Source organism: Mesorhizobium sp. WSM4840, assembly GCF_055811755.1.
In genome coordinates, this window is record NZ_JBVVQD010000001.1 from 467491 (window position 1) to 490584 (window position 23094).

Annotated in this window: 24 protein-coding genes and 1 pseudogene; 4 read left to right on the forward strand and 21 right to left on the reverse strand. The window is 63.2% G+C overall.

Annotated features, from left to right (window positions below; all coding sequences use genetic code 11):
• Positions 1–241: 241 nt before the first annotated feature.
• From AC0L3I_RS02425 to tesB, 6 genes and pseudogenes are all read right to left on the reverse strand, one after another.
• Positions 242–925 carry an outer membrane lipoprotein carrier protein LolA gene (locus AC0L3I_RS02425; protein WP_352951844.1) on the reverse strand — a complete coding sequence of 228 codons (684 nt, stop codon included), beginning with the start codon at positions 923–925 and terminating at the stop codon, positions 242–244.
• Between the two features lie 168 nt (positions 926–1093).
• Positions 1094–3748: an FtsK/SpoIIIE family DNA translocase gene (locus AC0L3I_RS02430; RefSeq protein ID WP_473525846.1), complete on the reverse strand. Its 2655-nt coding sequence runs from the start codon at positions 3746–3748 to the stop codon at positions 1094–1096.
• Between the two features lie 315 nt (positions 3749–4063).
• Positions 4064–4339 (reverse strand): hypothetical protein, encoded by a 276-nt coding sequence (locus AC0L3I_RS02435; RefSeq protein WP_473485914.1) that lies wholly within the window; start codon positions 4337–4339, stop codon positions 4064–4066.
• Between the two features lie 265 nt (positions 4340–4604).
• Positions 4605–6023 (reverse strand): ammonium transporter, encoded by a 1419-nt coding sequence (locus AC0L3I_RS02440; RefSeq protein ID WP_473485915.1) that lies wholly within the window; start codon positions 6021–6023, stop codon positions 4605–4607.
• 31 nt (positions 6024–6054) lie between these two features.
• Positions 6055–6393, reverse strand: coding sequence for a P-II family nitrogen regulator (locus AC0L3I_RS02445; RefSeq protein WP_023800571.1), 339 nt, complete (start codon positions 6391–6393; stop codon positions 6055–6057).
• 219 nt (positions 6394–6612) lie between these two features.
• Positions 6613–7486: pseudogene (gene tesB, locus AC0L3I_RS02450) on the reverse strand (acyl-CoA thioesterase II).
• 94 nt (positions 7487–7580) lie between these two features.
• Here tesB and AC0L3I_RS02455 point away from each other — a divergent pair.
• The gene (locus tag AC0L3I_RS02455; RefSeq protein WP_473525847.1) at positions 7581–8843 is read left to right on the forward strand and encodes a ubiquinone biosynthesis hydroxylase; all 1263 of its coding nucleotides are present in this window, start codon (positions 7581–7583) and stop codon (positions 8841–8843) included.
• Between the two features lie 45 nt (positions 8844–8888).
• Here AC0L3I_RS02455 and AC0L3I_RS02460 read toward each other — a convergent pair whose 3' ends face one another.
• The 3 genes from AC0L3I_RS02460 to AC0L3I_RS02470 all read right to left on the reverse strand — a co-directional run bounded on the left by AC0L3I_RS02460 (position 8889) and on the right by AC0L3I_RS02470 (position 10103).
• Entirely contained in the window at positions 8889–9416 is a 528-nt protein-coding gene (locus AC0L3I_RS02460; RefSeq protein WP_473525848.1) for a hypothetical protein, read from the reverse strand.
• Between the two features lie 114 nt (positions 9417–9530).
• The gene (locus AC0L3I_RS02465; RefSeq protein WP_095495584.1) at positions 9531–9887 is read right to left on the reverse strand and encodes a YciI family protein; all 357 of its coding nucleotides are present in this window, start codon (positions 9885–9887) and stop codon (positions 9531–9533) included.
• 3 nt (positions 9888–9890) lie between these two features.
• A complete protein-coding gene (locus AC0L3I_RS02470; protein ID WP_473525849.1) occupies positions 9891–10103 on the reverse strand; it encodes a hypothetical protein in 213 nt (70 codons plus the stop codon).
• 194 nt (positions 10104–10297) lie between these two features.
• On the opposite strand from AC0L3I_RS02470, the gene AC0L3I_RS02475 reads away from it, so the two are divergent.
• Entirely contained in the window at positions 10298–10723 is a 426-nt protein-coding gene (locus tag AC0L3I_RS02475; protein ID WP_123148821.1) for an OsmC family protein, read from the forward strand.
• Between the two features lie 132 nt (positions 10724–10855).
• Here the strand turns inward: AC0L3I_RS02475 and AC0L3I_RS02480 are convergent, their stop codons facing one another.
• From AC0L3I_RS02480 to AC0L3I_RS02505, 6 genes are all read right to left on the reverse strand, one after another.
• Positions 10856–11497 (reverse strand): YceH family protein, encoded by a 642-nt coding sequence (locus AC0L3I_RS02480; RefSeq protein WP_473525850.1) that lies wholly within the window; start codon positions 11495–11497, stop codon positions 10856–10858.
• Between the two features lie 212 nt (positions 11498–11709).
• Positions 11710–12489: a succinate dehydrogenase iron-sulfur subunit gene (locus AC0L3I_RS02485; protein WP_473525851.1), complete on the reverse strand. Its 780-nt coding sequence runs from the start codon at positions 12487–12489 to the stop codon at positions 11710–11712.
• Positions 12490–12553: 64 nt separating this feature from the next.
• Complete coding sequence (sdhA, locus tag AC0L3I_RS02490; RefSeq protein WP_473525852.1) at positions 12554–14392, reverse strand: succinate dehydrogenase flavoprotein subunit; 1839 nt, start codon at positions 14390–14392, stop codon at positions 12554–12556.
• A gap of 3 nt (positions 14393–14395) precedes the next feature.
• Entirely contained in the window at positions 14396–14770 is a 375-nt protein-coding gene (sdhD, locus tag AC0L3I_RS02495) for a succinate dehydrogenase, hydrophobic membrane anchor protein (protein ID WP_473486012.1), read from the reverse strand.
• Between the two features lie 23 nt (positions 14771–14793).
• Positions 14794–15213 carry a succinate dehydrogenase, cytochrome b556 subunit gene (gene sdhC / locus AC0L3I_RS02500; protein ID WP_473525853.1) on the reverse strand — a complete coding sequence of 140 codons (420 nt, stop codon included), beginning with the start codon at positions 15211–15213 and terminating at the stop codon, positions 14794–14796.
• A gap of 388 nt (positions 15214–15601) precedes the next feature.
• Positions 15602–15946: a hypothetical protein gene (locus AC0L3I_RS02505; protein ID WP_473525854.1), complete on the reverse strand. Its 345-nt coding sequence runs from the start codon at positions 15944–15946 to the stop codon at positions 15602–15604.
• 227 nt (positions 15947–16173) lie between these two features.
• Between AC0L3I_RS02505 and AC0L3I_RS02510 the strand changes: the two genes are divergently transcribed.
• Complete coding sequence (locus tag AC0L3I_RS02510; protein ID WP_123148944.1) at positions 16174–16527, forward strand: hypothetical protein; 354 nt, start codon at positions 16174–16176, stop codon at positions 16525–16527.
• Here the strand turns inward: AC0L3I_RS02510 and AC0L3I_RS02515 are convergent.
• Together AC0L3I_RS02515 and AC0L3I_RS02520 are read right to left on the reverse strand one after the other, a co-directional pair.
• A complete protein-coding gene (locus AC0L3I_RS02515; RefSeq protein ID WP_473525855.1) occupies positions 16511–17734 on the reverse strand; it encodes a GGDEF domain-containing protein in 1224 nt (407 codons plus the stop codon). The two genes, AC0L3I_RS02510 and AC0L3I_RS02515, sit on opposite strands and share 17 nt — an antisense overlap.
• A 79-nt stretch (positions 17735–17813) precedes the next feature.
• Positions 17814–19025 (reverse strand): GGDEF domain-containing protein, encoded by a 1212-nt coding sequence (locus AC0L3I_RS02520; protein ID WP_473525856.1) that lies wholly within the window; start codon positions 19023–19025, stop codon positions 17814–17816.
• Positions 19026–19186: 161 nt separating this feature from the next.
• Here AC0L3I_RS02520 and AC0L3I_RS02525 point away from each other — a divergent pair, with 161 nt between their 5' ends.
• Positions 19187–19498, forward strand: coding sequence for a hypothetical protein (locus AC0L3I_RS02525; protein ID WP_095495597.1), 312 nt, complete (start codon positions 19187–19189; stop codon positions 19496–19498).
• A gap of 70 nt (positions 19499–19568) precedes the next feature.
• On the opposite strand, the gene leuC is transcribed toward AC0L3I_RS02525, so the two are convergent.
• The 4 genes from leuC to AC0L3I_RS02545 form a co-directional block, all read right to left on the reverse strand.
• Positions 19569–20978: a 3-isopropylmalate dehydratase large subunit gene (gene leuC, locus AC0L3I_RS02530; RefSeq protein WP_473525857.1), complete on the reverse strand. Its 1410-nt coding sequence runs from the start codon at positions 20976–20978 to the stop codon at positions 19569–19571.
• A 64-nt stretch (positions 20979–21042) separates the two neighbouring features.
• Positions 21043–21309 (reverse strand): hypothetical protein, encoded by a 267-nt coding sequence (locus tag AC0L3I_RS02535; RefSeq protein ID WP_473526002.1) that lies wholly within the window; start codon positions 21307–21309, stop codon positions 21043–21045.
• A 101-nt stretch (positions 21310–21410) separates the two neighbouring features.
• Positions 21411–22046, reverse strand: a complete 636-nt coding sequence (locus AC0L3I_RS02540) for a class I SAM-dependent DNA methyltransferase (protein ID WP_473525858.1) — start codon at positions 22044–22046, stop codon at positions 21411–21413.
• A 58-nt stretch (positions 22047–22104) separates the two neighbouring features.
• Complete coding sequence (locus AC0L3I_RS02545; RefSeq protein ID WP_473525859.1) at positions 22105–22920, reverse strand: amino acid ABC transporter permease; 816 nt, start codon at positions 22918–22920, stop codon at positions 22105–22107.
• Positions 22921–23094: the final 174 nt, after the last annotated feature.

Here is a 23094-nt window from a genome sequence, read left to right on the forward strand (position 1 = left end):
CCTTTGGCCCCCCATAAACCAAAACCCCCTAAACAACCCCCCCCCCCCCCCCCAAAAAACCCCCCCGCCGGCGCCCCCCGGGGGCCCCGGGCTGGCACCAGGGTTCGCTGAGATTCAGGTCAGGCCGAGTCGAGAATGGTGGGTTCCGAGAACCGGAGCGGAGCGTACTTAAAGTACGTGAGCACCGGAAGCGCAGGAACCCGCCATTCGCAGGCCGGCCTCACCTGAATAACAGCGGATCCTACCGCGACTTGGTGTTCAGCTCGCGGTTCGCCGTATAGTCGATGGCAAAAGTGTCGGGGGCGAAGCTTACGCCTTCCCTGACGTTGAAGATCATCACCGTCGTGTCCTTGCCTTGCGCATCGGTGATCGTCCACTGGCGCAATTCGTAGGTTTTCGGATCGAACATCATGGTGATCTTCGAACTGCCGAACACCGATTTGTCGGCGAGTTGAATGGTGGTGACGTCGTTCTCTTCCTTGACGCTTTTGACGCGGCCGCCGGAGAGGTCGATCTTGGTGTCGAGCAGCAGCTTGAGCGGCGTCTTCGATAGCGGGTAGAGATCGGACGTTTTCAGCCGCTTGTTGAGGATGACCACCGACTTGCCGTCGGAGATCACCCGGAAATTCGACGTCCCGTCATAGTTGAAGCGGATCTTGCCCGGCCGTTCCAGAAAGAACTTGCCGCCGGTCTGTTCGCCCTTGGGTCCGAACTGCACGAATTCGCCGGCCATCGATTTGACCGAGGAAAAATGGTCGGCGATCTTCTGCGCGGTGGGTGGCACCGCCGCTTGCGCCGACGCCAGCAACTGGACCCCGGGCACGACGTTGATGGCCGCAGCACCTGCCAGGACCAGGCCGAGGCCAAGCAGCTGGCGGCGGGTCGGGGCAAAGTCGCTGATCGTGGCAAAAGAAGAGTTTTTCATGCCGGTCACTCTCGTCTGGTTTATCTGTTGTCGCAGTGTTTGGCCCCCCAGTTGGGCTTAAGTTTGACGGCCGAACAGCGCTTGGTCGTTGCAAACGCGCCAGAAGGTTCAAAGTTGCCGCCGTCAGGTTGCAGCCGCGAAAATCCTATCGGTTGGTGCCGGGGCGGATCAGAACTTGTCGTCCTCCGTCGGCACCAGAATCTCGCGTTTTCCGGCATGGTTGGCCGGGCCGACAATACCTTCCTTCTCCATCTTCTCGATGATCGAGGCGGCGCGGTTGTAGCCGATGCCGAGCCGGCGCTGGATGTAGCTGGTCGAGGCCTTGCCGTCGCGCAGCACCACGGCAACCGCCTGGTCGTAGGGATCGTCGGAATCCTCGAAATTGCCGCCGCCACCGCCCGAACCACCCTTGCCCGACGGCTCGTCGTCGTCCTCATCGTCATCCTCGGTAATGGCGTCGAGATATTCCGGCACGCCCTGCAGCTTCAGATGAGCGACGATCTTCTCGACCTCGTCATCGGAAACAAAGGGGCCGTGTACGCGCTGGATGCGGCCGCCGCCGGCCATGTAGAGCATGTCGCCCATGCCAAGCAGCTGTTCGGCGCCCTGCTCGCCCAGGATGGTGCGGCTGTCGATCTTCGACGTCACCTGGAAGGAGATGCGGGTCGGGAAGTTGGCCTTGATCGTGCCGGTGATGACGTCGACCGACGGCCGCTGCGTCGCCATGATGACGTGGATGCCGGCGGCGCGCGCCATCTGCGCCAGGCGCTGCACCGCGCCTTCGATGTCCTTGCCGGCGACCATCATCAAATCGGCCATCTCGTCGATAATGACGACGATGTAGGGCATCGGCTCGAGATCGAGGTTTTCGGTCTCGTAGACCGCTTCGCCGGTCTGGCGGTCGAAGCCGGTCTGCACGGTGCGCGAGATTTTCTCGCCTTTCTTCTCCGCCTGCTGCACCCGCGCGTTGAAACCGTCGATGTTGCGTACGCCGACCTTGGACATCTTGCGGTAGCGGTCCTCCATCTCGCGCACGGTCCATTTCAGCGCCACTACCGCCTTCTTCGGGTCGGTGACGACAGGCGTCAGAAGATGCGGGATGCCGTCATAGACCGAGAGCTCCAGCATTTTCGGGTCGATCATGATCAGTCGGCAGTCCTGCGGCGTCAGCCGGTAAAGCAGCGACAGGATCATGGTGTTGATGGCGACAGACTTGCCCGAACCGGTGGTGCCGGCGACCAGCACGTGCGGCATCTTGGCGATGTCGACGATGACCGCCTCGCCATTGATGGTTTTGCCGAGCGCCAGCGCCAGCTTGGCCTTGGTGGTCTCGAAATCGCGGCTGGCCATGATTTCCCTGAGATAGACGGTCTCGCGCTTGGCGTTCGGCAGCTCGATGCCGATGGCGTTGCGGCCGGGCACCACCGCGACGCGGCAGGCGATCGCGCTCATCGAGCGGGCGATGTCGTCGGACAGGCCGATGACCCGCGACGATTTGATGCCGGGCGCCGGCTCCAGCTCGTAAAGCGTGACGACCGGGCCGGGGCGGACATGGATGATCTCGCCCTTGACGCCGAAATCCTCCAGCACGCCCTCGAGCAGACGGGCATTCTGCTCGAGCGCGTCCTTGGACAGGCTGGCGTCGCGCACGACGTTCTTCGGTTCGGACAGGAAATGCAGCGACGGCATTTCGAATTGTTCGGAGCCGATCAGCGAGGTCTGGGCTTCGCGCTGGACACGAGCGCCCGGAACGGGTCGGGGCGCCGGCGCCGCGACGCGTGTGGCCGCATCGGAGCGGAACGGCTGCACCTTCGCATTGGGCGCAGTGCTGCGCTGGCCCACGGGCTCCGGCGCAAAATCCATGTCGTCGTCATCGTCAAAAACATCGGCGTCGTCGGGATCGAGCGAGGCGCTGCGGTCGTTGACCATGGCGGCGAAGAATTCCGGCTCGACGCGGGCGCGGCCATCGGGGCTCATCCGCGCTTCGGCGAACTCGGCCGATTCGACCCTCTCGGCAGCGCGGCGCCAGGCGCTGGCGCGCGGTTCCATCTCCGGTTCGAAATCGTCGCGTTCCCGGCGGCGCGCGGCGCGGCGGCGGAGATAGGCACGCAACGACAGCCACCAATGCGTGATCGCGCCAAGCGCCAGAATGCCCTCGTCGCCTTCGTCCTCGTCATTGTCGAAAAGCAGGTCGTCCTGGTCCCTCGGATCGGGTGCAGCCGGTTGCTCCAGGACGGCGAAACCGTTCTGGCGCGCAATCAGCGCCGAGCCATAGGCAAACAGCCACAGTGCCGGGGCGGCGAGAAGCACGGCGAGCACGCTGGCGATGAGACCTGTCGGGTAGCCGCCGACGACGAGACCGGGAATCTGGAGCACCATGTCGCCGAACACGCCGCCGAGACCGGTCGGCAGCGGCCAGGTCTTCGGCGGCACCACGCAGCCGGCGATGGCCGCGGCAAGCACCGCGTAGCCGAACCAGGCGAGCCCGCGCTTCGGCAGCCTGTCGACGCCGCGCGCCGAAAACAGCAGAAATCCCCAGACCACCGCCGGCACCAGCGCCGCGACGGCTGCAAGGCCGAAGAACTGCATGGCAAGGTCGGAGAAGACAGCGCCCACATAGCCCATGGCGTTGGTGACGATATTATCGGTGGCGTGGGAGAAGCTTGGGTCGGCGACGTTCCAGGTGGCGAGGCTGGCGATACCGAAGGCGACCAGCGCAAACAGGCCGGCGCCGACCAGCCGACCGACCTGACGCCGCGCGAACGCCCGGATGCCGTACCCCGTATCGGCCAGCGCGAGCGGTGCTGAAGCCCCTGAACGCATTCGTCGTTCCCCGTCTGTCATGGACTGGCCGGACGCATGACGCACTCCGGCAGATTCGGATGCCAGACTAGCGGCGGGAAGGTTAAGGCCGCATTAACCATGGGCGTGCCGGCAACTCCCGGGTGGAAAAGCGGTCACAGAAATGGCGGGCACGCCGGCCCGCCATCATTTTGGATCGGCAGGTCGATCAGGCTCAGCCTGATCGCCAGACCTTAGGGCGCCGCGCGTCCCATTAGACGGCCGCGCTAACACTAATTTGATTGGAGCATGATCCTTTCCGAACCCAAGTTCGGGTCATGCGTTCGGGGTCATGCGCTAGTTGGCGCCGCCGAGCGCCTGCACGTTCGCGCAGAACTCGGCATACGGCTTGCTCATCGCCGCGTCATTGCATTCTTTCTTCATGGCTTCCTGCTTTTCCTTCGGCATCGACATGAAGGTGGTCTTGAATTCCGCCATCGGCTTCATGGTCTTCATGCTGGAGTCTGTGTAGAACGGCGCCATGTTGTCGGGTGAGTCGAGAGCGCCGGCAAATGCCGCTCCGCTGATCATGGAAAGAGCAAGCGCTCCGAGGTAGATGTTCTTGATGTTCATGACTGGTTTCCTTCCCTGTTGTTTTCACGAGCGCCCGAACGACGACCGCCACCACAGTTCGGAACCAGCACGGCCGATGTTTCATCGACTAAGGACATCAAGCGCCCGATCAAACGATTGTGATCGAGCCTGAACCGCCACCGGCACGGCGTCCCACAACAAAAGGAGGCCCGGAACGGATCCGGGCCTCAATGCGTGAGCCCTTGCAGGAGCGTCACGACGGGATGGGAGAATGCGGGGCGGCCAAGGCCGCCCCAGACATGACTTACGGGTGATAGGCCGCTTCGCCATGCGCGGTGAGGTCGAGCCCTTCACGCTCTGCATCGGCTGTCGGGCGCAAGCCTACGATCATATCGACGATCTTGTAGAGGATGGCGCTGCCGATACCCGACCACAGCACGGTTACCAGGACACCCTTGAACTGCGACCACAGCTGGGTCGCCGTGCCGGCATAGCCGGCGGCGAAGTCGGCTGTCGAATAATCGACGATGCCAGCGCCGCCGAGGGCGGGATTGACCAGGATGCCGGTGCCGAGTGCGCCGATGATGCCTCCGATGCAGTGAATGCCGAAGACATCGAGGCTGTCGTCGTAGCCGAACTTGTTCTTCACTACCGAGACGAAGAAGTAGCAGACACAGGTGGCGACGATGCCGAGCACGATGGCGCCCATCGGTCCGGCAAAACCGGCGGCGGGCGTGACGGCGACAAGGCCGGTAACAGCGCCCGAAACCGCACCAAGCATGGACGCCTTGCCGCGCAGCAGCGTTTCAAGCACGATCCAGGTCACCGCCGCCGCCGCCGTGGCGACGAAGGTGTTGACCATGGCCAGCACCGCATAGGCGTTGGCTTCGAGGTTCGAACCGGCGTTGAAGCCGAACCAGCCGACCCACAGCAGCGAAGCGCCGACCATGGTCAGCGTCATGGAGTGCGGCGCCATGACGTCCTTGTTGTAGCCAATGCGCTTGCCGATCATGAGCGCCCCGACAAGGCCGGCGATGCCCGCATTGATGTGAACGACGGTGCCGCCGGCGAAGTCGATGGCGCCGAAGCCGAAGATGAGCCCCGACGGGTCGCTATAAGCGCTCGGGCCACCCCAGAACCAGACCATATGCGCGATCGGGAAGTAGACGAATGTGACCCACAGGATGGTGAAAAGGATCACGGCAGAAAACTTGACGCGTTCGGCGAAGGCGCCGACGATCAGGGCGGGCGTGATGCAGGCGAAAGTCATCTGGAAGAGGACGAACACCAGTTCAGGAATGGCGACGCCCTTGGTGAAGGTTTCCGACACCGTCGTCACGTCGACCCCGGCAAGAAACATCTTGGAAAGGCCGCCGACGAAGGCGTTGCCTGGGGTGAAGGCAAGGCTGTAGCCGTAGAAAACCCAGACGATCATGACCACGCTGGTGATGGTGAAGACCTGCATCAGCACAGACAGCATATTTTTGGCGCGAACCAGGCCGCCGTAGAAAAGGGCAAGGCCGGGAATGGTCATCAACAGCACCAGGATGGTGGAAATCATCATCCACGTCGTGTCGCCCTTGTCGACGGTAAAGGCCGGCGCGGCTGGCGCTGCCGGTGCCGCTTCCTGCGCGAATGCGGCGACCGTGCCCAGTGCTGCGATAGCGAGCGAGCCCAGCAGCGCGGTGCGCGCCGCCGACTTCAAAGTAGAAGGAATATTCATTGAACTCTCCATTGGAATACGTGTCCGCAGCTCAAAGCGCGTCGGTGTCTGTTTCGCCGGTGCGAATGCGCACCGCCTGGTCGATGCCGAAGACGAAGATCTTGCCGTCGCCGATCTGACCGGTCTTGGCCGCCGCGGTGATGGCTTCGACGGCCTTGTCGACCATGTCCAGGCCGACCGCGACTTCGATCTTGATCTTCGGCAGGAAGCTGACCGCGTATTCCGCCCCGCGATAGATTTCCGTGTGTCCCTTCTGCCGCCCGTAGCCTTTGACTTCGGTGACGGTCAGGCCCTGGATGCCGACTGCGGTGAGCGCTTCGCGCACCTCGTCGAGCTTGAACGGCTTGATGATTGCCATCACGATTTTCATAAGGTTTCACCCTTTGCTGTTGCGGGTCCCCGCGTTTGTACGACTTCGCCGATCCCCATGAGAGCCGGAGAGTGCCCGCTAGGATTCAAGCTCCGTGCCAATTGCCGAAGCAGGGTGTTAACCTGTTGTTAAATAAGGAATTGGGGAAGGTTTGTCGGCTGACTGTTCATAGTCGCAGCAGCACAGCTGATTAAAAAATAGGCAATTTTTCAAAATTGCCTATTCGGCAGGCGGCCGCTTCAGCCTGATCAGGCCTTCCTGGGCAACCGAGGCGATCAACGTGCCGTCGCGGGCAAACAGCGACCCGCGAGTGAACCCCCGCGACCCTTGCCGACGGGCTGTCCTGCGTGTACAGCATCCAGTCGTCGAGCGGATGGCTGCGGTGGAACCACATGGCATGATCGAGGCTCGCCGCCTGGATGTCGCTATCGAAAATGGCGCGGCCATGCGCAAAGGTCGAGGTATCGAGCAGCGTCATGTCGGAAAGATAGGCAAGCACTGCCGCCTGCGTGGCGCGATCGGCCGGAACCGGGCCGGTCGTGCGGATCCAGATGTTCTGCTTCGGCTCCAGCTTTTCCCGGCTGGTGTAATGCTCCAGCATCACCGGCTTCATCTCGATCGGCCGGTCACGCTCCCAGTAGCGCCTGATGCCGTCGGGCACGGCCTCGCCGAACTTGCCAATCAGTTCGCGCTGCGACAGCAATGTGTCGGGCGCCGGCACGTCCTGCGGCATCGGCACCTGATGCTCGAGCCCGACCTCTTCCTGCTGGAACGAGGCTTCCAGCGAAAAGATCGCCTGGCCGTGCTGGACAGCCACGACACGGCGCGTGGTGAAGGAGCCGCCGTCGCGGATGCGGTCGACCTGGTAGATGATCGGCACCTTGGTGTCGCCGGGCCGCATGAAATAGCCGTGCAGCGAATGCACGTGGCGTTCGGGCTCCACCGTTCGCTGGGCGGCGACCAGCGCCTGGGCGATGGTCTGGCCACCGAAGACACGCTGCCAGTCGAGTTTGGGGCTGCGACCTCGGTACAGGTTGTGTTCCAGCTGCTCGAGGTCGAGAATGCCGAGAAGCTCGTCCATGGCCGCCGTCATGTTTCGCGCCCTCGCCGTAGAAGTGTTATTGCTTTCCGACAGGAATGACGGGCAGTCAAGGCCGGAAGGGAATTTTGGCCGGAAAGGAATTGGAATGGTGGACCGCAAGGCGGATGCAAAAAACCGAACCTCGCTCGATATCTTGGTCGCCGGCGCCGGCTATGTCGGCCTTGCCGCCGCGGTATCGCTGAAACAGGCACGACCAAGCCTGGCGGTCGCTGTCGTCGACGCCGCGCCCGCCGGTGTCTGGCAAAAGGACGGCCGCGCCTCGGCCATCGCCGCTGCCGCTTGCCGCATGCTCGACCAGCTCGGCGTCTGGGCCGAAATCGCGCCCGAGGCGCAGGCGATCAACGAGATGATCGTCACCGATTCGCGCACTTCCGATCCGGTGCGCCCGGTGTTTCTCACTTTCGATGGCGAGGTCGCGCCCGGCGAAGCTTTTGCGCATATGGTCGCCAACAGGGATTTGAATGGCGCCTTGCGCCGGCGCGCTGAAAAACTCGGCATCGACATCATCGAAGGCGTCGCAGTCAGTGCCTTCGACGTGAACGGCGCCGGCATCACCGTGCATCTTGCCGACGGCGCGACGCTGAAGGCGCGGCTGCTGGTCGCCGCCGACGGCGTCAACTCGAAGCTGCGCGACATGGCCGGCATCAAGACGGTGAAATGGGAGTACGGCCAGTCCGGCATCGTCTGCACTGTCGCCCATGAACGGCCGCACAACGGCCGCGCCGAAGAGCATTTTCTGCCAGCCGGCCCCTTCGCCACGCTGCCGCTCAAGCCGGACAAGGACGGGACCAACCGCTCGTCGATCGTCTGGGTCGAGCGGTCGGAAGATGCCGAAAAACTGGTCGACAGCGACGACCTCGTCTTCGAGCACGAGCTGGAACAGCGGTTTGGCCTGAAGCTCGGCGAAATTCACGTCGCCGACAGGCCACGCGCCTGGCCGCTCGGCCTGACGCTTGCCCGCGCCTTCGTCGCGCCGCGCATTGCCCTCGCCGGCGACGCCGCCCACGGCATCCACCCGATCGCCGGCCAGGGCCTGAATCTCGGCTTCAAGGATGTGGCGGCTCTCGCCGAGGTGGTGGTCGAGGCCGACCGGCTCGGCCAGGATATCGGCGCGCTCGACGTGCTCGAGCGCTACCAGCAGTGGCGGCGTTTCGACACGCTGCAGATGGGCATCACCACCGATGTCCTGAACCGGCTGTTTTCCAACGACATCGGCCCGTTGCGGGCCGTCCGCGACATCGGCCTCGGCCTCGTCGAACGCATGCCGCGCTTGAAGGATTTCTTCATCCGCCAGGCGTCCGGACTGTCCGGCGACACGCCGAAACTGCTCAAGGGCGAGGCGATCTGAACCCGGAAGGGCGGCAAACCAATATTGAGCGTCAGGCAATTTCGTTCAGTTGACCTCGAAGCCCAGCTTCTGCCGCAGCCGCAGTACCCGCTGGTCGGATATCTTCAGGGGCTGTTCACCAGCCTGCGCCGCGCGGTTCACCATCTGCAGCAAATCGTTTCGCTCAGTCACATCCAGACGTTCGCGCAGGAACGGCGCCAGCTTGTCGATGACGATCGTGGCATCGTCGATCTGTGACGCCGCCCATTTGGCGTAGACCACGGCCTCATCGGTCTTCTTGTCGTCCGCAATCTCCGAAATCACCGACCGAATCGCGGCTTCGCGCTGCGGCAGGACAGGGCCGTTCTCGGAAACTATGGCGGTGATCAGCGTCGCGGCCGCCACGACCGGATCGTCGATCGCCGTCAGCGGTGAGAGCGCCGCCTGCTTGCGCAGTCTCTTGCGGCGAATGTTCCCTTGCACACGCCCGACGACGTCCGCGACCTCGCGCGCCGCATCGTTCATGGCCTTCATCCGATACCACCAGAACGCCGCCGCTCCCAACAGCCCAATTGCAGCAATCAGTATATGCATGCCCGTGATCCCCAAACCGCAGCGACGATAGGAGAAGTGCTGCCTCGCTTCAACACGCAAAAGTTGCGCCCGCCGAAGAAATTTGATTCAGCCGGACGCAAAACAGAATAATCGCTAGGACCCCGGCACGTTGTAGATCGCCCTGACCTCGATCGTGCCGATTTCGGCCAGCGGGATGCCGCCGGCAATCTCCAGCGCCTCGTCGATATCCCCGGCCTCGATCATGACGAAGCCGAGCAATTGCTCCTTGGTCTCGGCGAAGGGGCCGTCTGTAATCAGTCGCTTGCCCTTGCGCCGGCGCACGGTTTTCGCGGTCTTCACCGACTGCAGCGCTTGCGCGATGATCAGCCGACCGCTTTGCTCTACCGATTTGTCGTAGGCCAGCGAGTCAGCGTCGAGCTTGGCCAGCCTCTCCGGGCTCATTGCATAAAGGTCTTTTTCCTCACCATAGACCAGGCAAACGTATTTCATCTCTCATCTTCCTTGTTGTGACGAACCGTTGGCAACCAAGGTCTCAGCCGGGCTTTTGAGCACCGCATGATCGACAAGGGACACCGTAACCCCGATGATGGCGACTGCCACAAGCAGTCGACCGAAACCGGAAGGTGACCGATGCAACCAGTCGACGTCTTGTTCAGCAGCCTTTCGGCCGGTGTGCCTCCAGTGAGCGGAAAACAGACTATTCATGTGATCCTCCATCCGGCCAGGAAATCAAGGGCCGCCCGCAGGACGGCCGAGGCGGATGGAAGTCGACATTTTTGCACGTGGATTTTTTTAACGCGTCGCCATTGGCGCGAAAGCACGGGTGGCCTTCGTGCCCACGCGCGCTATAGTCGATCAGACGCCGATCACGGCTCAGCCACCACATCAAGGAGGAATTCATGGACCGCACCGCAAACGCCGTCTGGAAAGGCAATCTGAAAGAGGGCAAGGGCACGCTCGACACGCAGAGCGGGGCTCTGAAAGGCACGCCCTACTCGTTCAAGATGCGCTTCGAGGATGAAAGCGGCAAGTCCGGCACCAATCCGGAGGAACTGATCGCAGCGGCGCATGCCGGTTGCTTTGCCATGCAGCTTTCGCATGTCCTGGCCGAGAACGGCACCCCCGCCACCGAACTCGACGCCAAGGCCGTGGTGACGCTGGTTCCAGGCACCGGCATCACCGGCAGCGCGCTCACGCTGGTCGGCAAGGTGCCGGGCATCGATGCCGCGAAATTCCAGGAGCTGGCCGAACAGGCCAAGGCCGGATGTCCGGTTTCGAAGGCGCTTGGCGCCATAAAGGTGTCACTCGACGCCAAGCTCGGCTGAGCAGATGGCATGAGGTGATAAACGCCGGCTCCAGGGCTGGCGTTTTCATTTGTGGGGCGTCGGTGATCCTTCACACCCCCCTCTGTCCTGCAGGACAGACGGGGTGCTGTCCATCCGACGCCTCAAAGGTCGTTAGCTTCCTTCGCCGGTCAGCGCGACAATTCGTGCGCGCAATTGTGCGACCTCTTCCTCGAGAGCCTGCACGCGCGCTTCGAGGTCCGAAGCCGGCGACGGTGATTGCAGGGGCGTTGCAGCCACCGCTGGCGTCTGCACCGGCCCGCCCAAGAGATGCACATAGCGGTCCTCACGCTGGCCGGGTCCACGATCGATCTGCTGGACGAGCGGCGGCTTGCGGCCGATCAGCAGGTCGAGATTGCTGCGAAGCTCGTCGATGGAGGGTAGCCGCGCCATGCGCTCGCTCCGCGCCAGCAATTCATGCGCGGTCTGCGGACCGCGCAACAACAGCAGCCCAAGCAGCGCAATCTGCGCCGAGGTCAGCGAAAAGCGCTGCGCGACGACATGCTCGTAACGCTCGACGCGCGAGGCAAAGACCTGCCTGACCAGGCCCCTGTGCTCGAGCTGGCCAAGTGCTCGTCTCACCTCGACAAGCTCAACCGACATCGCCGGCTCGCGCGCCGTCTTCTGGTTGGCGGCGGCATGCGCTGCATTGAGCGTCAGCGGGTAGATATCGGGCGTCAGTTCCTTCTTTTCGATCAGGCAACCGAGCACGCGCGCTTCGACGGGAGAGAGGATGGGCAGTTCGGTGTCGGTCATTGGTCGGCTATCCTTTGAAGCTGGCGGGACAGCGCCCCCCACTTGGGGGGAGATTGGATGTCACCTCGGCTTTCGCCAATCTCCAACATTGCAGACGGGGCGAGGTCGGTGAAGCTGCCGATCTCCCTCCTTGTGGGGGGATGTCCGGCAGGACAGAGGGGCGCGAAGGATCACTACCGACGAGATGATCCCTGCAGCAACCCCGTCCGCCGCTACACCCTTCTCTCCACCATCATCTTCTTGATCTCGGCGATCGCCTTGGCCGGGTTGAGGCCCTTGGGACAGGTCTGGGCGCAGTTCATGATGGTGTGGCAGCGATAGAGCCGGAACGGGTCTTCGAGGTTGTCGAGCCGTTCGCCCGTGGCCTCGTCCCGGGAATCGATCAGCCAGCGATAGGCCTGCAACAGCGTCGCCGGGCCGAGATAGCGGTCGCCGTTCCACCAGTAGCTCGGGCATGAGGTCGAACAGCAGGCGCACAAGATGCATTCATACAGCCCGTCGAGCTTTTCGCGGTCCTCGTGGCTCTGCAGCCATTCCTTGGCCGGCTCGGGCGACACCGTCTTCAACCATGGCTCGATCGAAGCGTGCTGGGCGTAGAAATTGGTGAGGTCGGGCACCAGGTCCTTGACCACCGGCATATGCGGCAGCGGGTAGACCTTGATCGCGCCGGAAATGTCGTCGCAGCCCTTGGTGCAGGCGAGCGTGTTGGAACCGTCGATATTCATGGCGCAGGAGCCGCAAATGCCCTCGCGGCAGGAGCGGCGCAGCGTCAGTGTCGGGTCGATCTTGTTCTTGATGTAGAGCAGTGCGTCGAGCACCATCGGCCCGCAATCGTCCACGTCGACGAAATAGGTGTCCATGCGCGGGTTCTCGTCATCGTCCGGCGACCAGCGGTAGATGCGGTACTCGCGCAGATTGGTCGCGCCTTCCGGCTTTGGCCAGGTTTTCCCGACGTTGATCTTCGAGTTCTTGGGAAGCGTGAGTTCGACCATTACCTCAAGTCCTTTCGGATGACGAGCTTCAGCCCGGACCAAGTCCCGTTCACGGCGGCCATCGTCAATACACCCTGGCCTTGGGCGCGATTTTGGCCGGATTGATGCCGCCGTCTGCTTCCCTAAGCAGCGGCTCGGTGTGCACCGGCCGGTAGCTGAGCGTCACCTCGCCGGCCTCGCTGAGCCGGGCCAGCGTATGCTTGCGCCAGACCGCATCATCACGAGCTGAAAAATCTTCCCGCGCATGCGCGCCGCGGCTCTCCTTGCGCGCTTCGGCGCCGTAGACCGTGGTGATGGCGTTGGCCATCAGATTTTCCAATTCCAGCGTCTCGACCAGATCGGAGTTCCAGATCATCGAGCGGTCGAACACCTTTACGTCCTTGAGTTCGCCCCAGATCTGCGAAATGCGCTTGCAGCCGCTTTCCAGCGATTCCTGCGTGCGGAACACCGCCGCATCATCCTGCATCGCCTTCTGCATTTTTTCCCGCAGCACGGCGGTCGGCGTCGAGCCGTTGGCATGACGCAGCCGGTCGAAGCGGTCCATGGTCTTCTCGACCGAGGCCTCATTGGGCGACGGGATCGCCGCGTTGCGGTCGATCACCTTGCCGGCTCGGATCGCCGCCGCGCGGCCAAACACCACCAGATCGATCAGCGAATTCGAGCCCAGCCGGTTGGCGCCATGCACGGAAGCGCAGCCGGCTTCGCCGACCGCCATCAGCCCGGGCGACACCTGGTCCGGGTTCAAGGCAGTGGGGTTGAGCACCTCGCCCCAGTAATTGGTCGGCACGCCGCCCATATTGTAGTGGACCGTCGGCAGTACCGGGATCGGCTCTTTGGTCAGGTCGACGCCGGCAAAGATTTTTGCTGACTCCGAAATCCCCGGAAGTCTCTCGTGCAAAACGGCCGGATCGAGGTGGTCGAGGTGGAGAAAAATATGGTCCTTCCTCGGTCCGACGCCGCGCCCTTCGCGGATCTCCAGCGTCATGCAGCGCGAGACCACGTCGCGCGAGGCAAGGTCCTTGGCCGATGGCGCGTAGCGTTCCATGAAGCGCTCGCCTTCGGAATTGACGAGATAGCCGCCCTCGCCGCGCGCGCCCTCGGTGATCAGGCAGCCGGCGCCGTAGATGCCGGTCGGGTGGAACTGCACGAACTCCATATCCTGCAGCGGCAGCCCGGCCCGCGCTGCCATGCCGCCGCCGTCGCCGGTGCAGGTGTGCGCCGAGGTCGCCGAGAAATAGGCGCGGCCATAACCGCCGGTCGCCAGCACCACCATTTTTGCCGAAAAACGGTGGATGGTGCCGTCGTCGAGGTTCCAGGCGACGACGCCGGTGCAGGTGCCGTCCGGCTCCATGATCAGGTCGAGCGCGAAATACTCGATGAAGAACTGCGCATTGTGCTTCAGCGATTGGCCGTAGAGCGTGTGCAGCATGGCGTGGCCGGTACGGTCGGCGGCGGCACAGGTGCGCTGGACCGGCGGTCCCTCGCCGAAATTCATCATCATGCCGCCGAACGGCCGCTGGTAGATTTTCCCGTCCTCCGTGCGGCTGAAGGGAACGCCGTAATGCTCAAGCTCGTAGACCGCCGCCGGCGCCTCGCGCACCATGTATTCCTGTGCGTCGGTGTCACCGAGCCAATCCGAACCCTTGACCGTGTCGAAGAGGTGCCACTGCCAGTTGTCGGGGCCCATATTAGCGAGCGAAGCGGCGATGCCGCCCTGCGCCGCCACCGTATGCGACCGCGTCGGGAAAACCTTGGTGATGCAGGCGGTGCGCAGACCCTGTTCGGCCATGCCAAGCGTGGCGCGCAGGCCGGCGCCGCCGGCGCCGACCACCACCACGTCGAATTTGTGGTCGACATAGGTATAGGCGGACGCCATGTTGGCGTTTTTCGCGTCCTTGGCCAAAACTCAGCCTCCAAATGCCAGTTTGAGCAGGGCGAAGATCGAGGCGACGCCGACCACTACGGGAAAGAATGTATTGAGCGCGAGCAGCGCCAGCCTCATGCCCTCGCCATGCACATAGTCCTCGATGATCGCCTGCATGCCGAGCCGCATATGATAGAGCCCGGACAACAGCACCAGGGCCAGGACCAGCGCCACGAACGGGTTGGCAAGTGCGGCGCGCACTTCCGCATAGCCGGCGCCGTTCAACGCGATCAGGAAGCCGACGAAAAACAGGATCAGCGGGATGTTGGCGACCGCCGTCAGGCGCTGGCGCCAGAAATGCTCCGTGCCTTCGCGGGCGGAGCCGAGGCCGCGGACTTTCGCCAGCGGCGTGCGCATGTCGGTGTTGTGGTGGCTCACGATCAGGCTCCCCGCGCCATATAGCCGGCGATCCAGATCAGCAGCGTCAGTACAATCGAGCCGGCCAGCGTCGCCCAGGCGATCCTCGAGGCCATATCCTTTTCAAGACCTGCCCCGGTGTCCCAGATAAGATGGCGCACGCCGCCCAGCATGTGGTGCATCAGTGCCCAGGTGTAGCCGAACAGCACCAGCCGCCCCAGCCACGAGCCGAAGGCCCAGTTGACGGCATCGAAGGTGGATTGCGAGCTCGCCGCCGCCATCAGCCACAGCGCGACGAGCAGCGTGCCGAAATAAAGCGCCCCACCGGTGATGCGATGGATGATCGACATCGTCATCGTAATCGGCGGTCGATAGACGGTCAGATGCGGCGAAAGCGGCCGTTCACGTCTGGCAAATTCGCGGGTGGCTGGTGATTTGCTCATGGCTCCCCCAGTTCGGCGTCTCTGGAGCCTCAGGTGGAAATGCGGCGTTACCGCTTCCGGATGCGACTTCGGACAGCCGGTTTCTAATGCTCTTTTTGCACCGCGTCAAAGCCGGAAAATCGTTTCGAAAACGTAATTTAGTCTGACTGAATAGCCCGTTTTCGCTTCAATCGATTAGGGCGCGACCCAAAGCCGGCGCAATGTTCGCTGCACTGCGGCATATCTGCCCGGCTTGGGCGTCCAGGGTGTGTTGAGATTCAGGTCAGGCCGAGTCGAAAATGGTAGCTTACGAGAACCGGAGCGGAGCGTACATTTCCGTACGTGAGCACCGGAAGCGGAGGAGGCTGCCAGTTGCAGGCCGGCCTCACCTGAAAATCAATGCACCCGATTAGCGCTTGCAGGTCAGCGGCGTCTTCCCGCCCTTCATCACCAGCGCGTCGCGCCCGTCGATCACGATTGCGTCATGCGCCTCGCCGAAGCGGCTATTTTGATTGGCTGGCGAGGCCGGCAGGTCCTCGCTGGCGCCGTCCGGGCCAAGCACGCGAACCGAGGTGCCGAGATTTTCGATGGTGATCCTGGCGCCATCGGCGCAAGTGTAGGTCGCGGTGCGCGGCTGCGGCGAATCGGCGAGCGGATTTCCGGCCTTCGGCGCATTGGTCTGCGACACGCAGGCAGCAGTGATCAGCAATGGGAAAAGCGCAGGCGTTATCCGAAACGTCCGGCCTAACGCCATATGCTGCCTCCCTACGCGTCAATCCAGCCGCGGTGGTTTGCCGAGATCACCCGCGCCACGCGATGGTGCGGGCAAGCATGGCCGAATGATGGCCGCAACGCAGGCGCCGGATATTAACCATGTTTGCCGAGATCTGGCTGCCAGCAGGGGCCGGCATCTTAACAAAGGTTAAGAAAAGGTTAATTTGTGATTCGAGCAAGACTCGCCTCTGACAAATGGGGGACGCCATGCGTTCGAATTCAGGCAGATCGCGCCTTCCGGCGCTCATCCTGGTGGCGGTGGCCATCGGCTTCGCAGCACCGGCACTCGCCGGGACGCGCGACCGCGTCTACGCCGATTCCTTCGGAAATCTCGTCATCGAGAGCGCCGCCGGTTACAAGCGCATCCTCGTTGGCGACGGCAACCTGGCCAAGGAGCTGTCGGACTACACCGGCGCCGGCCAGCCCAAAATCATCTATGAAGACGACCCGGATGACATCAGCAGCCGCGACTGCTACAGGCCGCCGGTTTTCGTGAAGGGCCGCAGCTATATGTACGGGCTTTCCGACGGCGAGATGCCCGAGCTCAGCCCCTGCCGCTGATCTTCGGCCCGGCGTTGGCGACAGCCGTCTGCCGGGCGGCGATCGACCCTATCGAGATGCGCACGCAATTGCGTCCGCTACCCTTCGCTTGATAGAGCGCTTCATCGGCGCGCTGCAGCAGGTCGGAAAACCCTTCGGCCGGGTGAAGCTCGGCAACGCCGAAGCTGGCGGTGCAACGATGGTGCGCCGGCAGACAGTCTATCGGCAGGGCCCCGAAAGCGCTGCGCGTGCCTTCGGCGAAGAGCCGCGCGGCGGCGAGGTTGGTTCCCGGCAGGATGATGGCGAATTCCTCACCACCGATGCGGCCGGCGACGTGGTGATCGGCGGCCGCATCACGCAGGAAGCCGGCAAAGGCCTCGATGACCCGGTCGCCGGACGCGTGGCCGAAACTGTCGTTGATGCTCTTGAAATGATCGAGGTCGGCGATGACCAGGGCGACCGGAATACCCTTGCGCACGGCGTCACGCATCGCGAGCTCGGCATGACGTTCGAAGCCGCCCCGGTTGAGCAGCCTTGATAGCGTGTCCGTCTCCGACTTCGATGTCGCCTCGGCGAGCACGTCACGGACCACAATGACCAGAATGAGAAGCGCGATTGTCATGCCGAATACAGTGCCTAGTGATTGCGACACCAGAGCGTAGTTGCTCTGCAGATAGGCCTGCGGATTGACACCCCAGCCGCCCAATGCATGGGCGATGAACGGCTTGCTCACGAATTGCAGGGCGCTGGCCGCCAGAACGGCCATCAGCGCATGGTCGAGCCAGTCGCTTCTTTGCCTGGACGACCAGACAATGCCGACGCCGACGAACTGCATGGCCGCATAGGGAAGCTGGTAGGCCATCATGCGGGCAAGCGACTGGCGCGGCAGGTCCTGCACGAAATACACGGCCACGGTGGCCGCAAACAGGAAGACGAGCATCGGCGCCCAGGGCGGCGCCACACCGTATTTATGGGCAAGCCCGCCATTGAAGGCGATGGTGGCGCCAAGGAAAACGGCGAAGCCCGCGACGACCGCGGGTCGCGCATTGTCGAAGACCGGAATGCTGAACTCGATGGCGAAATAGGCCATCCCGAGCAGATAACCGAAAACCAGCCAGCGCGCCGGCGCGCGCGCCGCATCGTTGAACGAGATGGTCATGAAGGCAGCCGCCAGCAAGCCGGCGACAAGCAGGTTGATTGCAAGGATGAACTCTGCGCCGCCGCCCATGTGGTTTTTCGCACCCCCTGCGCCAGCAAATCACGAACGGGCGAAAAAGACGTTAACGCGAGCCCGGGCGCGGATGCGATCAGCCGGCTTTGAGCGGTTCCACAACCGACACCGTTTCCGACGGTTCACAGGCCGACTGGTCATAGGACAGGCGCACGCTGTCGCGACCGTTCCTCTTGGCTTTGTAGAGCGCCTCGTCGGCGCGGCGCATCAGCGGCTCCAGCCCTTCCTCGCCGGTGCGGGCCGTCACGCCGAAGCTCGCGGTCACTCTTGTGCCGGACGGGAGCCCGTCGACGTTGCCCGCCGAATAGAGCGCGCGAATGGCTTCGGCAAACAGCCTTGCCGCGCCAAGGTCGCTCAGCGGCAAAAGCACTGCGAACTCCTCGCCACCGATGCGGCCGGCGACGCCGCTGATGCCGGCCGCCGATAGAAGCTTGGCGGCGAAATCGGCGATCACGCGATCGCCTGCCGCATGACCGTGCAGATCGTTGAGCGCCTTGAAATGATCGAGGTCGGCGAGCACCAGCGCGACCGGAAGTTTGGCGGTGGCGCAGTGCTGCAGGAGAAGCGTGGCGCGCTCCTCGAAGCCGCGGCGGTTGAGCAGGCCCGACAACGGGTCGGTATACGCTTCGGCCTTCAGCACCTTCATCACGTCGAGTGCAGCCGCGCAAAACAGGCAAAGCGCGATGAGCAGCGACAGCAGCGCATGCGACAGCAGCGCCGTCGTCCAGTAGGACGAGGCATAGAACCCGTCATAGCTTTGGTAAGGTCCATGCGCGATGACGATAACGAGGGTGCGCACGAAGAAGTTCAGCCCGGAAAGCAGCGACAGCACGAACAGGATCATTTCCGTCGGGCCCTTGTCGCGCACCACGCGCAGTTCGGCGGCGACAACCAGGCTGAGGCCGCCGAAAGCGAAATTCATCACCAGGATTCGCCAGGTGAGGTCCGGCTGGATGAACATGAACCAGCAAAAAGCGGCTAGGCCGCCGCTCGCCAGAACGCCGATCGCAGCAAAGGGCACGCGCCGTCCATAACGTGTCACGATCGCGCCGGCGAGACCACAGGCGGCGATGGTGAAGCAGAGGTTGGAGATCAGCTTGGTTGGCGCCATGCCGATGGGCAGGGTGAAATGCTGCAACAGGAAACCGATCGCCGAAAGCCAGTAGCTGGCGGCCAGCACGGCCAGATATGGGCGGTGACGCTGATAGAACCACAGCACGAGAAACACCGCGCCGAGCACAAGCGCGATCGTCGGGTTGAGCAACCCTACCAGCAGACCGGTGTCCAAAGGACCGTGCCCCCACGCTTGCGTCAGGGAAGACCTTAGAGCGGAAGCCCAAACAAGCGGTTAAGCGGGACCGAATATGCGCGAGGTCACCCATGAAGCTGCTACACGGAACTTGAGACCGCGGCCGGCGTTTTCCAGCAGCAATCGATGGAGACGCTTTCATGGCCGATACGATCATGCTGACCGATCACGAGGCAATTCGCTCATGGGCCGCGTCACGTGCCGGATTTCCGGCAATCGTCGATGTATCGCCCGAAACAGGCACGCAAGCCATGCTGAGGCTGGTTTTCGGCCAGCATGCCTATCAGGACCAGGACCAGGCCGAACGCCCGGCCAACGCCGGCGGCTACGAACTGGTCGAATGGGACGAATGGTTCAAGCTTTTCGACGAACGCCAGCTGGCGCTCGTGGTGGCAAAGGATCAACCCGGCCGCCGTGAGCAATTCCACGAGTTCGTTAGGCGCCCCGGCTGAAAGAAAGGGCCCGAATCGCGTTGCGGCTCGGGCCTGGCATGCACTCACATACGGACTGTGGCAGCCTGAACTATTTCCACTCACGGATGTCGACGAAATGGCCGGCGATCGCCGCCGCCGCCGCCATCGCCGGCGACACCAGATGGGTGCGGCCCTTGAAGCCCTGACGGCCCTCGAAATTGCGGTTCGAGGTCGAGGCGCAGCGCTCATGCGGCTTCAACCGGTCGTCGTTCATGGCAAGGCACATCGAGCAGCCCGGCTCGCGCCAGTCGAAGCCGGCCGCGACAAAGATCTTGTCGAGACCTTCTGCTTCCGCCTGCTCCTTGACCAGACCGGAGCCCGGCACGATCATCGCATCGACATGCGGGCTGACTTTCTTGCCCTCGACCACCTTGGCGACGGCGCGCAGATCCTCGATGCGGCCGTTGGTGCAGGAGCCGATGAAGACGCGGTCGAGCGCGATATCGGTGATCCTGGTACCCGGCGTCAGCCCCATATAGTCGAGCGCGCGCTGCTTGGAGGTGCGCTTATTCTCATCGGCGATATCGTCGGGGTTTGGCACGATGCCCTGGACCGAGACGACGTCCTCGGGCGAGGAGCCCCAGGAGACGATCGGCGGCAATTTCGCCGCGTCGAGCACGACCACCTTGTCGAAATGCGCGCCATCGTTGGACTGCAGCGTCTTCCAGTAGGCGAGCGCGGCATCCCACGCCTCGCCCTTGGGGGCCCGCGGCTTGTCCTTGACATAGGCGAAGGTCGTCTCGTCAGGCGCGATCAGGCCGGCACGGGCGCCGCCCTCGATCGACATGTTGCAGACGGTCATGCGGCCTTCCATGGACAGCGCGCGGATCGCTTCGCCGGCATATTCGATGACATAGCCGGTGCCGCCGGCAGTGCCGATCTCGCCGATGATCGCCAAAATGATGTCCTTGGCGGTGACGCCTTCCGGCAGTACGCCGTCGACGCGCACCAGCATGTTCTTGGCCTTGCGCTGGATCAGCGTCTGTGTGGCCAGCACATGCTCGACTTCCGAGGTGCCGATGCCATGCGCCAATGCGCCGAATGCGCCGTGCGTCGAGGTGTGGCTGTCGCCGCAGACGATGGTCATGCCGGGCAGCGTAAAGCCCTGCTCCGGACCGATGATGTGGACGATGCCCTGGCGGATATCCTTTTCGGAATAATATTCGACACCAAAATCCTTGGCGTTCTTGGCCAGCGCCTCGACCTGGATGCGGCTTTCCTCGTTCTTGATGCCGAACTTGCGCTCCGGCGAGGTCGACACATTGTGGTCAACCACGGCCAGCGTCTTTTCCGGATGCCGGACCTTTCTGCCGGTCATGCGCAGGCCTTCGAAGGCTTGCGGGCTGGTCACTTCATGGACGAGATGACGGTCGATGTAGAGCAGGCAGGTGCCGTCGTCCTGGCGGTCGACGACGTGGTCGTCGAATATCTTGTCGTAGAGGGTGCGCGGTGCGCTCATGTGCGTAAATCCGTCGATATAAAAAATGGGAAAGGACAAGCGCCGGCTAGCCGGCGAACACGGCCTAACGAAGTCGGCGGGTCAGAGCGCCGCAAACGCGCGCCGAGAATCGCGACGGCAGGCGTTTTCTGTCCTGCAGCAAGAAGCCCTTGTAAGCCGGATCGCCAAAAAGCTGTTCCATGGCGTGGCTCATATCAATCTTTTGGCTTTTCGGCAATTGGCTGGTGGCGCGGCTTCCCTTCTCCCCTTGTGGGAGAAGGTGGATCGGCGCGCAGCGCCGAGACGGAAGAGGGGTGCTGGCCGGAGCGCGATTGGTGCCAAGCTGGAACACCCCTCATCCGACCGAGCGGAGCCTGTCCTCGGGCTTGCCGGAGGCAAGACCCGTGGGCTCGGCCACATTCTCCCACAAGGGGAGAAGGAAGAAGGCGCCTCTCAAACCACCTCGAACACGAAGGTCTTCACCAGCGCCTCGGGCTCGGCGATCGCATAGCAGCGGAACCACGGGCTTTCCTCGACCGGCCGCCATTTTTTGTCCTGCTCCAGTTCGGCAAAGACGTCACGAAAGCCGCCGCTCTCGAACACCTGGTCGCGAACGGTGAAGATGGCATGGCCGCCCTTCTTGGTGATCCGCACCAATTCATGCAGGCCGGACGCCGGCGCGTGGCTGATGGTGAACACGCCGGTCGAGAAGAAGGCGCGGAAATACTCGTCCGGCCAAGGCAGCGGACCGCCAAGCATCGCCTGTTTCAGCTCGCTGTAGGCCTGGCGGCTGCCGGCGATGTCGAGCATTTCATCCGACAGGTCGAGCCCGGCGATGTCCTGATAGCCGAGCGCATTGAGCGATGGTCCCGACAGGCCGGTGCCGCAGCCGGCGTCGAGCAGCGGCCCCTCGCCAGATGGCACATAGCGCGCCACCCAGGCGGCGATCAGGAACGGCAGGAGATAACCGAGCGAGGCGGTTTCGCTGTCATAGGTCGCAGCCCATGCGGCATAGGCTTGCGCCAGCGCTTCCGGCGTGTCGGCCGTATAGACGGACTCCAAGGCCGCATTGGCTTTGTCGATAATCATGGATCTGCCTTCCAAAACGCGTCTGCCGCGATGGTAGCGCCGTCTTCGCCTGCCGGGGCTATTGCTCATGCTGGCGGCGCAGCCGCTTCTCTAGCGCCCGCAAGGCCAGCGACAGGCCGACCGTCAGGATAAGATAGATATAGGCGACGATTGAATAGGTCTCGAAGAAGCGGAACGAGCCGGCAGCGTAGATCTTGCCCATCTGGGTGATGTCAGCGACGCCGAGCACCGAGACCAGCGAGGAATCCTTGACCATGGCGACGAAATCATTGCCGAGCGGCGGCAGGATGGTGCGGATCGCCTGCGGAAAGACGATCAGCCGGAAACGCTGCGTGCGCGTCAGCCCCAGCGCCTTCGCCGCCTCGATCTGGCCCTTCTCGACCGCCTGGATGCCGGCGCGGAAGACCTCCGAGATAAAGGCCGAGTAGCCGATGGTCAGCGCCATGATGGCGCGCCACAGCAACGACACGTCGCGCACCAGCAGTTCTCCGAAGAGACCCGCATTTTGCAACGGCGCGGTCAGCGCGTTCCACGCCGCGACGAAGGCCGGCGCGCCGGCAAAGGCGATCCAGAACAACAGCACCAGCATCGGCACGCCGCGGATGATCTCGACATAGAAGCGAGCAATCTGGCGCAGCCAGCGCGACCCCGACAGCCCCATCAGCGCAATGCCGAGCCCGATTGCCGAGGCCAGCGCGAAGGCGACCATTGTGACGAAGACGGTGATGCCGATGCCCGTGGCGACGGTCGCGAAAACCTGGGCGTAGAGGTCGCTTGCCGCAATGAAGATGGCAGCGGCCACGGCGAGCGCCGCCGCCACGGCAAGCCACCACGGGAAGTCGGTTTTGGAGGCGGAGGATGCGGGGGTTGCCATCAAGGCGCGCCGACGAAACAACGTCGAGCCAAGTGGCCCCCCTCTGGCCTGCCGGCCATCTCCCCCTCAAGGGGGGAGATTGGCAGCCTTGACGTCGCCGCCCATTCTGCAACGCTGAAAATTGGCGAAAGCCGATGCGAAAGCCGATCTCCCCCCTTGAGGGGGAGATGTCCG